At 67.7% G+C, this 3,050-nt stretch carries 3 protein-coding genes; 1 reads left to right on the forward strand and 2 read right to left on the reverse strand.

What is annotated here, in order from left to right; translation table 11 throughout:
* The first annotated feature begins 109 nt into the window (after positions 1 to 109).
* On the forward strand, positions 110 to 466 hold the full coding sequence (locus tag C2I19_RS14110) for a hypothetical protein (protein ID WP_103903337.1): 357 nt from the start codon (positions 110 to 112) through the stop codon (positions 464 to 466).
* 158 nt (positions 467 to 624) lie between these two features.
* Here the strand turns inward: C2I19_RS14110 and C2I19_RS14115 are convergent, their stop codons facing one another.
* Both C2I19_RS14115 and C2I19_RS14120 read right to left on the reverse strand, forming a co-directional pair.
* Positions 625 to 1,797 carry an MFS transporter gene (locus C2I19_RS14115; RefSeq protein ID WP_103903338.1) on the reverse strand — a complete coding sequence of 391 codons (1,173 nt, stop codon included), beginning with the start codon at positions 1,795 to 1,797 and terminating at the stop codon, positions 625 to 627.
* Positions 1,797 to 2,993 (reverse strand): serine hydrolase domain-containing protein, encoded by a 1,197-nt coding sequence (locus C2I19_RS14120; protein WP_369406690.1) that lies wholly within the window; start codon positions 2,991 to 2,993, stop codon positions 1,797 to 1,799. The genes C2I19_RS14115 and C2I19_RS14120 overlap by 1 nt, the downstream gene beginning before the upstream one ends.
* Positions 2,994 to 3,050: the final 57 nt, after the last annotated feature.

Raw genomic sequence — 3,050 nt, forward strand, 5'->3', positions numbered from 1 at the left:
GTGTCCGAGGTCAATGGCCACGCCGAAAACGTCGAAGCGCTGAACCTGTTGCTGCGCAATGCCAAGAAAGGCAGCACCGTCGGCGCGGACAAGGGCAATGAGAGATTCAATGAGCTTCCTCTCCCGCCTATTCGACCGGTCTGCCCCACAACCTGTGCAAGACCAAGCAGTTCTCATCTATCTCGATGGTCAAGGCCTGCCTGATGAGGTCTACACCGACTGCGATTTGATGACTCTTGAAGAGAAGCTTGAGTATGAGCTTGGTTCTGGCAAGCTTGGGGTTGTAGATGGCAACGAAGTCGGTCCCCGCGAAATCACGATATTCCTCTACGGTGCTGATGCGGAGGCAATGGTTCGTGGCATTGAACCAATTCTTCGTGAGTATCCTCTCTGCAACGGCGCGAGGGTTGTCGTTCGGCGTGGTGCGCCTGGTGCGGAGCTGCGGGAGTTTCTCGTTGAGGCTTAATCACCGCATCCCCCGGCTATTGCCAAGATGGGCATGGCTTGGCGGAACTCCCGGCTTTGCCGGGATTCCGCCCTACGGTTGAGGATTTTGCGTAGGGCGGATGCCCCGTTCACGGGGCGATCCGCCGCTCACTGCGCACCCATTAAGCTAAACCTCCATCAAACCAACACCTCCGCCGGGCGGGCCTTGGCCTGCCAGCTGTCGCCGCGCCTGTCCAGGCCCAGGCTGAGCCAGGCGAGCAAAGCCAGCCCCGCGCCCAGCCACAAGGGCGCGCGCAGGCCCCAGCCGGCGTCCAGGCACAGGCCGCCGGCCCAGGCGCCGAACATCAGGCCCAGATTGATCACCGCCATGTGCAGGCTGTTCGCCATCGCGCCGTTGCCTCCGGTCCTCATTACCCGCGCCACCATGGCCGGATTCATCGGCAGGCCGGCCGCGCCCAGCAGGAACACCGCCGCCGCCGTCAGCGCCTGCCATTGAGCGCCCTGGGCCAAAGCCAGCATCGCCATAAGCAGGGTCAGGATGCCGCCTTGCAGCACGCGGCGGGTGTGGCGGTCGGCGAGCCGGCTGGTGAGCAGATTGCCCAGCACCGTGGCCGCGCCGTAGAGGCCGAACAGCCAGGGCACGCTGGGCGCGGCGAAGCCGCTGATCTGCAGGAACAAGGGCGCGAGATAGGTGAAGACGGCGAACACCGCACCTATGATCAGGCCGCTAGACAGATAGGCCGCCCACAAAGCCGGCTTGGCCAGCGCGCGCATTTCCTCTCCCGCCTCCTGGCGCGCCGGCGCAAGGCCGGCCGGCGTCAAGGCGGCGATGCCCAGCATGGCCAAACCCACCAGGCCCGCCACCAGCCAGAAGGACAAGCGCCAGCCCCAGCGCTGATCCAGCAAGGTTGCCAGCGGCAGGCCGGCGACGGACGCCAGCATCAGCCCGTTCAGCACCAGGCCGGCGGCGCGGGCGATGCGGTCCATGCCCACCAGCTCACCGGCCAAGGCCAGCGCCACGCCGAAAAAGGCGGACTGCGCCACGCCGCAGACGATGCGCGAGGCCAGCATCTGGGCATAGCTGTCGGCGGCGGCGCCTATCAGTTGGCCAATCAGGAATAGCGCCAGCAGGCCGAGCAAGGCCGGCTTGCGCCGGACCGCGCGCAGCCGCAGCGTCAACAGCGGCCCGCCCACCACCACGCTGGCGGCGAAGGCGGAAACCAGATTGCCGATGTCGGCCAGCGAGACATGGAAGGCCGCCGCCAGCGACGGCATCATGCCGGCCACCATGAATTCCGAAGTGCCCATCGCGAAAATGCACAGGCTGAGCAGATAGATGGCGGCGGGCATCAGGCGGCGCTCCCATCCAAGGCGGCATAGACGGCTTGCAGCCATTCCATGCTGAAGGCGCCTATCGACCCCTCCAGCGCGGTATGGGTGCAGACGACGAAGCTGAGGCCGCGCGCCGGGTCCACCAGCCAGCTATGGCCGTAGGCGCCCAGCCAGCGCCAGCTGCCTGGGCTGGCCGGCAGGCCGGCGGCGGCTGGGTCGCGCAAAATCGCGCCGCCCAGGCTGTGGCCCCAGCCCGGCCAGCCCTCCATTTCCAGGCCGGCGATCTGGTCGCGCATCATTTCCGCGACCCAGGCGCGCGGCAGCCAGTCTTCCCGTCCGCCGCGCAGCGCTTCCAGCAAGGCCAGGAAATCCGCCGCCGTGCCGACCATGCCGGCGCCGCCGGAGGGGAAGGCTTGCGGGTCCAGCGCCCGGCCGGGCGCGTAAACGATGCCGGAGCCTTCCGGCAGCAGCAGGCGATGCGATTCGCCCATTCGTTGCGGCCCGTTGTCGGTGTCGGCATAGGCCGCGCCCAGCCGGGCCGGATCGACGGCGTGGAAGGCGGTGTCGGTTAGGCCCAGCGGCGCGCAGACTTCGCGCCGGATGACTTCCGGCAGCGGGCGTCCGGTCGCCGCCTCCAGCGCGCCGCCCAGCACATCGGTGGCCAGGGAGTAAATCCAGCCCTGGCCCGGCGCTTGCCACAGCGGCTGCGCGGCCAGGCGGCGCAGGTTGTCCTCCAGGCTCAGCGCCACATGGTCCAAGCCATCCGACACGCCGGCCGCGCGATACGCCCCGCCGCCGGCTGGCTCCAGGAAGCCATAGCCCAGCCCGGCGGTATGGGTCAGCAGATGGCACAAGGTGATGACGGGCTGGCTGCCGTCGGCCAAGTGCGGGACGAAATACGGCAGGTAGTCGCTGACCGCCGCGTCCAGCCGCCATACGCCTTGCACCGCCAGGCGGATGGCGGCGGCGCTGGTGTAGAGCTTGCTCAAGGACGCCAGGCGGAACAGGCCGCCCGGCCGCATGGGAAGGCCCGCTTCGCGGTCGGCCCAGCCGGCGGCGCGGCGGTAGGCCACACGGCCATGCACAGACAGCAGCGCTTCCGCGCCGACCAGCCGGTTTTCCGCCAAGGCCAGGTCCAGGGCGCGTTCCAGCCGCGATGTGTCGATGGCGCTAGATAAGTGCCCACAACAAATTGGTTTGATTCTTGCTTGCACTCACCCGGACTCTACTCACCACCGAACTCCATGAAGTGCACCGTACAACTGACCGAG

Origin of the sequence: Chromobacterium alticapitis (genome assembly GCF_002924365.1) — a bacterium.
Lineage (GTDB): Bacteria > Pseudomonadota > Gammaproteobacteria > Burkholderiales > Chromobacteriaceae > Chromobacterium > Chromobacterium alticapitis.